The organism is Isoptericola maris (genome assembly GCF_048065335.1).
Lineage (GTDB): Bacteria > Actinomycetota > Actinomycetes > Actinomycetales > Cellulomonadaceae > Isoptericola > Isoptericola rhizosphaerae.
In genome coordinates this window covers 64478-70478 of record NZ_JBLUNY010000013.1, presented here as the reverse complement: position 1 = coordinate 70478, position 6001 = coordinate 64478, and the positions used below count along the sequence as shown (strand labels likewise).

7 protein-coding genes are annotated in these 6001 nt (G+C 70.5%); 1 reads left to right on the top strand and 6 read right to left on the bottom strand.

The window, feature by feature from the left end:
• Together ACH5HR_RS15900 and ACH5HR_RS15895 are read right to left on the bottom strand one after the other, a co-directional pair.
• Complete coding sequence (locus tag ACH5HR_RS15900; protein WP_416478780.1) at positions 1-753, bottom strand: PKD domain-containing protein; 753 nt, start codon at positions 751-753, stop codon at positions 1-3.
• 113 nt (positions 754-866) lie between these two features.
• Entirely contained in the window at positions 867-1430 is a 564-nt protein-coding gene (locus tag ACH5HR_RS15895; RefSeq protein ID WP_416478778.1) for a DUF6318 family protein, read from the bottom strand.
• 491 nt (positions 1431-1921) lie between these two features.
• Here ACH5HR_RS15895 and ACH5HR_RS15890 point away from each other — a divergent pair, with 491 nt between their 5' ends.
• Complete coding sequence (locus ACH5HR_RS15890; protein WP_416478776.1) at positions 1922-2398, top strand: HNH endonuclease; 477 nt, start codon at positions 1922-1924, stop codon at positions 2396-2398.
• 13 nt (positions 2399-2411) lie between these two features.
• Here the strand turns inward: ACH5HR_RS15890 and ACH5HR_RS15885 are convergent, their stop codons facing one another.
• The 4 genes from ACH5HR_RS15885 to exaC are packed head-to-tail and all read right to left on the bottom strand — an operon-like array spanning position 2412 to position 5852.
• A complete protein-coding gene (locus ACH5HR_RS15885; protein ID WP_416478774.1) occupies positions 2412-3467 on the bottom strand; it encodes a hypothetical protein in 1056 nt (351 codons plus the stop codon).
• Positions 3468-3523: 56 nt separating this feature from the next.
• On the bottom strand, positions 3524-3817 hold the full coding sequence (locus tag ACH5HR_RS15880; RefSeq protein WP_416478772.1) for a DUF3175 domain-containing protein: 294 nt from the start codon (positions 3815-3817) through the stop codon (positions 3524-3526).
• Positions 3818-3858: 41 nt separating this feature from the next.
• Complete coding sequence (locus tag ACH5HR_RS15875; protein ID WP_416478771.1) at positions 3859-4302, bottom strand: DUF779 domain-containing protein; 444 nt, start codon at positions 4300-4302, stop codon at positions 3859-3861.
• Between the two features lie 26 nt (positions 4303-4328).
• Positions 4329-5852 (bottom strand): acetaldehyde dehydrogenase ExaC, encoded by a 1524-nt coding sequence (gene exaC / locus ACH5HR_RS15870; protein WP_416478770.1) that lies wholly within the window; start codon positions 5850-5852, stop codon positions 4329-4331.
• Between the last annotated feature and the right edge of the window lie 149 nt (positions 5853-6001).

Here is a 6001-nt window from a genome sequence, read left to right as displayed (position 1 = left end):
TCAGGGTTGGACGAGGCGGACCTCGGCGTCGTGGACCTCGATGGGGTAGGTGGTGTCGGTCGTGGTGGCTTGGCCGGGCACGTCGGTCCAGGTGGGGGTGCCGGTGATGCGGAACTGGCCGTGCCAGGTGGTGGTCAGGGTGACCGAGTAGGTGCCGGGGGCGGGGTAGGGCAGGTGGATCGCGGTGGGGGTGTCCCACGGTCCGCCGGGGTGGTCGGTGACCACGGCCTCGGTGCCGTCACCGGGATCCCACGTGTACTCGGCCGGCACGGCACGGATCTGCACGGGCACCCCGAGCAGGGTGGTGTCCAGCATCTGGGGGGTGTCGTCCGTGCGGGGGTGGACCCCGAAGTTGACGATGGCCCAGTCGCGTTCGGCGTGCAGGGCGATCTGGGCGGGGTCGATAGGCATGGCCTTGAACTCGCGGGTGGCGGCGTCCAGCAGGTCGGCCGGGGTGACGCAGGCGCCCTCGTCGACCAGCTCGGCGGGCCTCTGGGCGTCGCCTGGCTGGTCGGTGACGGCCCACAGCCCGGCGAGCTCGTAGGAGTCCTCGTCACAGTCCAGCCCGTCGTAGGCGATCTCGGTGCCCTCTTCGCACGCCTCGGCCAGCAGGGTCGCGTCCAGGTCCCGCAGCCAGCACTGATGCACCGTGGCACGGAAGTAGGTCACGTCCGAGTCCCCACCACCAGACCCATCGATCGCCGCCTGCTGCTCTTCAAGACTGCCGAGCATGTCCACAGAGTCCTTGCTCATGTCTCCATCGACGTTCCACGATGAATCTGAATCTGCTGTAGCCGGAGCCGTCACCATGAGATTCAGGAGCGCGGCGAGAAGCATGACCGGCAGGGCTGGCGCAATCGCCCTCATCACTCGGGCCGGTGGGTGACAGTCACGACGACCCACTTCTTGTCACGGAGGGCCATTTCGATGCGTGCTTCGCGAGTGCTGTGATCGACCTCATCGATCGACGTTCCATCGGCGTCGAGGATCTCTATCGATTCTTGTTCGATCACCACGTCAAGCGGGAAGATGCCCGTGGCTGCATCAATCTCGTACGACTCCTCGATCGTGGTCGTCATCGCGCCACCAGTGAACGTCGCGTCGTTCTCTTCCAGCCAATCGAGCCGATCGAGCGTCGCGGTGCAGAAACCGCAAGCCCGGTGGGACATGGATTCGAACCGCGAGCTGTCGCCAGTGGTGAGCATGTAGTCGTACAACGACAAGAAGTACTCCGCCGCCGCGGCTGCCCCGTCCGCGTCCTTCTTGTCCATCGCGGCCGGACGCTCCGGCCCCTCCGCCTCGGCCTCTTCCGACGGTTCCGGCGACACCGACGCGGACGGTGACGCGGACGCCGTCACCGAGGCCGGCAACGGCAGCTCCGACCCCTCCGGCTCGGGCTCCCCACCGGTGCACCCCGCCAGCAGCAACACTCCCGCAAGGGCCGCCGCGGCAGCGCGCCTCGAGCCAGAGCCCGAGGCCCTCACAGCGGGTGACCCAGGGGCAGGGACAGGGACAGAGGAATCGTGCCGGGTCGTGCACGTCATCGCGTCTCCAGGGCATAGACAGGCCAGCGGCCAGGACCAGCCACCGACCCTAGCGACCCCCCGCACACCCGCGGAACCGCACATCCCAACCTGTGGACAGACCCTTGCCGAACATCACGGTTCGAACCGTCATGGCGCCCCAAACCGGTCCGAACCTCGACATTCGGCGCCCGCGGTGGGCGCCCGGACCGAGAACTGCCCACCTAAGCCCTGGACCTGCGCGCCCTGGCCCCTTACATTTTCCGTGACGGACGCCACAGCACGCCCGTCCGGCGGTCCTGCCCGGACCGTCGCCGCCCGAGACACCGACCCATCGAGGGAGCCGCCGAGACCGCGTCGGCCTGACCGGCCCGCGCACCGCAGGAGGGAGCAGGACCGTGACCGACGTACTGGTCCTCAACGCCGGCTACGAGCCGCTGCACCGGGTGTCGGTCAAGCACGCCATCACGATGCTGGTCCGCGAGGTCGCGGTCGTCGAGGAGTTCGTCGAGGGTGCCTCGTTCGGCCCCTACCCGCTCCCCCGGGTCCTGCGGCTCGTGCGCTACGTGACCATGCGCTGGCTCTACCGCGGTGGCGGTCGCCCCGCGGTCACCAAGGACGGCATCAAGCGACGGGACGGCGCGTGCGCCTACTGCGGCGGCCCGGCACAGACGGTCGACCACGTTGTTCCCCGGTCGCGGGGCGGCGACAGCTCGTGGCTCAACCTCGTCGCCGCCTGCCGTCCGTGCAACCACCGCAAGGCGGACCGCACTCCGCTCGAGGCGGCGATGCCGCTCCGGCTGGCTCCGTACGTCCCGCCGTTCGACCACGGGCTGGTACGACGCCATCGTCGAACCAGACCCGTGGCCGCCTGAGCGGCGAGCGGCGTCAGACGCCGTCGATCGGCTCCCAGCGGCGCTCGGCCGCGTCCTGCTCGGAGTCGGCGCCGGCGTTCGGCTCGGCGCCAGCCAGCTCCGCCTCGCCGACACGCGCGATCGTCCCGGTGACGGGCTGCGGCACGGCCGGCCCCTCGGAGTCGAGCACGCGAGAGGCCACGACGGTGCTGCCGAAGTTCGCGTGGCAGTCGGTGCAGTACCAGTCCGGCGCCGGCACGGGCACCTCGAAGCCGCCGTAGACGACGTCGGGCTCGGAGCTGACGACGTCGTCGCTGAAGGTCATGCCCCACACGATGCGCTTGGTCTTGCCGCGGGCGCCGCACCCGGGGCACTGCGGCCGCATCCGGGCGCGCTGCGCGGAGACGGAGTGGGCGTGCATGAGGTCGTGGCAGTGCGTGCACATGAGGTGCACGTCGCGGATGACCTGCTCGAGGGTGCGCCCGCCGGCGGTCGTCGTGCCCAGCCGCACCGCGCCGTCGTCGTGCGCCTGGAGCTCGTGGACGTCGACGAACCGCTCGCAGGTGGCGCAGCGCTCCTCGCGACGCATGGCCCAGCCGGACACCGCGCGGTGTCCGAGGACGCGCAGCACGTGCACGTCGGGGGCCGCGGTGCCCTCGGCGCAGTCGCCCGGGTCGATGGTGTGCACCGGGCCGTCGTGGAACTGGTTGGCGACACCGTCCAGCACGGCGCGGGCGTGCTCGGCGGGCAGCCAGCCGGAGGAGCCGATGTAGGTGTCCGCGCCGTCGAAGAGGTCGGCCCACACGATGGGCCGGTCGGGGCCGAACAGCTCGTCCGTCACCCAGGAGTCGCCGTCGGAGGAACCCATGAGCTCCACCGACGCCACGACGCCCGCGTCACCGAGGACGGTCACGACGACGTCGCCCCGCTTGGGGCCGTCCGGACCGCCGGGCAGCGAGTGCTCGTGGGAACGGGTCGCGATCGCGATGGACTCGTTCAGCCAGTCGGTGGACCAGTTCAGGTACACGGACGGCACGAGCCATGCCGGCAGCGACGACACGGACGGGAAGGCCTCGGCTTCGGTGCTCACGGAGTGCAACATAGCCGGTCGGGCCCCCGGAGCGGTACCCCGGGGACGCGCCCCGCTCAGCGGCTGAACGCGGCGCGCAGCTCGTCCTTCGCCTGTTCCAGGGTCCGGCGGCGGGACTCCGGCAGATTGTCCCCGGCCCGGTTGAGGTAGAAGGTCAGCATCGACATCGCGGACTGGTAGGGCGTGCCCTTGCGCCGCTCGCTCGCCTCGGCTGACCGTTTGAGGGACGCGGCGATCCGGGCCGGGTCGTCCCAGGTGAAGACGTCGTCCTCCAGGTCGAGCGCGTCGGAGTGCTCGGTGACGTCCTGCGACCACCGCTCGTCGTCGTGCTCGGGCTTCGTGGCTGCCATCGTCCGACGCTAGGACGATCGGCGCGAGCTCGCGAGGGCGTTCAGTCGCGCAGCGCCTCCGCCTCGGCGTCGGTGAAGAGCCGCGAACGGATGAGGAACCGCACTCCCTCCGGCGCCTCCACGCTGAACCCGGCACCGCGACCCGGCACCACGTCGATGGTCAGGTGCGTGTGGCTCCAGTACTCGAACTGGGCCCGGCTCATCCAGACCGGCACGTTGAACGTCGCGCCGCCGTCAGCGCCGCCGTCGGCCCCCGGCGCGTCCGGCACGGTCAGGTCCCCGAGGTGGACGTCCGCGTCGCCGGTGAGGAACTCCCCGGCCGGGAAGCACATCGGGCTGGACCCGTCGCAGCACCCGCCGGACTGGTGGAACATCAGGTTGCCGTGCCGGCGCCGCAGCCGAGCGAGCAGCTCGGCCGCGGCGTCGGTGACCGCGACGCGGGCGGGCCGCTGCCGCGCAGCGACCGCCCCGCCGTCGTCCGTCATCTCGCCTCCTCGTGCGAACAGTCGGCCTAGAAGAACCCGTCCCGCACGCCGGAGTAGCTGACGAGCAGGTTCTTCGTCTGCTGGTAGTGGTCCAGCATCATCTTGTGGTTCTCGCGCCCGACGCCGGACCCCTTGTACCCGCCGAACGCGGCCGCGGCCGGGTAGGCGTGGTAGCAGTTGGTCCACACCCGGCCGGCCTCGATGGCGCGGCCCGCGCGGAACGCCGTCGTGCCGTTGCGGGTCCAGACCCCGGCACCCAGCCCGTAGAGGGTGTCGTTGGCGGTCTTGATCGCGTCGTCGAAGTCCGCGAAGTCGGTCACGGACACCACGGGGCCGAAGATCTCCTCCTGGAAGATCCGCATGGAGTTCTTCCCCTCGAAGATGGTCGGGGCCACGTAGTAGCCGCCGGACAGGTCCCCGCCCAGGTCGACGCGCTCGCCCCCGGTCAGCACGCGCGCGCCCTCGGCCTGGCCGATGTCGAAGTAGGACAGGATCTTCTCGAGCTGGTCGTTGCTGGCCTGCGCCCCGATCATCGTCTCGGTGTCGAGCGGGTTGCCCTGCACCGCGGCCTTGGTCCGTTCGAGCGCGTCGCCGAGGAACTGGTCGTAGATGTCGGACTGGATGAGCGCGCGGGACGGGCACGTGCACACCTCGCCCTGGTTGAAGGCGAACATGGTGAAGCCCTCGAGCGCCTTGTCGTAGAAGTCGTCCCGCTCGGCCGCGACGTCGGAGAAGAACACGTTCGGCGACTTGCCCCCGAGCTCGAGGGTCACGGGGATGATGTTCTGCGACGCGTACTGCATGATCAGGCGGCCGGTCGTCGTCTCGCCGGTGAAGGCGATCTTGCGGATCCGTGACGAGGACGCGAGCGGCTTGCCCGCCTCCGCGCCGAACCCGTTGACCACGTTGAGCACGCCCGGCGGCAGCAGGTCGCCGATGATCTCCATCAGGTAGAGGATCGAGGCCGGGGTCTGCTCTGCCGGCTTGAGGACGACGGCGTTGCCTGCCGCGAGCGCCGGCGCCAGCTTCCAGGTCGCCATGAGGATCGGGAAGTTCCACGGGATGATCTGGCCGACGACGCCCAGCGGCTCGTGGAAGTGGTACGCGATGGTGTCGCCGTCGATCTCGGAGATCGAGCCCTCCTGGGCCCGGATGGCCCCCGCGAAGTAGCGGAAGTGGTCGACGGCGAGCGGGATGTCGGCGCCGAGCGTCTCGCGCACGGGCTTGCCGTTCTCCCAGGTCTCGGCCACGGCGATCTTCTCGAGGTTGGCCTCGATGCGGTCGGCGATCCGGTTCAGCACGTTGGCCCGCTCGGTGACGGAGGTGCGTCCCCAGGCGGGGGCGGCACCGTGGGCCGCGTCGAGCGCCCGCTCGATGTCGTCGGCGTTGCCGCGTGCCACCTCGCAGAAGGTCTGCCCGGTGACGGGGCTGGGGTTCTCGAAGTACTCCCCGCTCGACGGCGGCACGTACTCGCCGCCGATCCAGTGGTCGTAGCGGCTGCGGTACTCGACGATCGCCCCGGGCTGCCCCGGGGGCGTGTAGACGGTCATGCTGGCTGCCTCCTCGCAGTACACACCTCGTCGGGTGCGCGGCCTGCGGCGCGGTGCCCGACGGCGGCGCCTCGACGCGCCGTGACGGTCACGTTAGGCGGGCGGGGTTGCAGCACCGTTGCAACGGGCGGGGAACCGGCCGGACGACA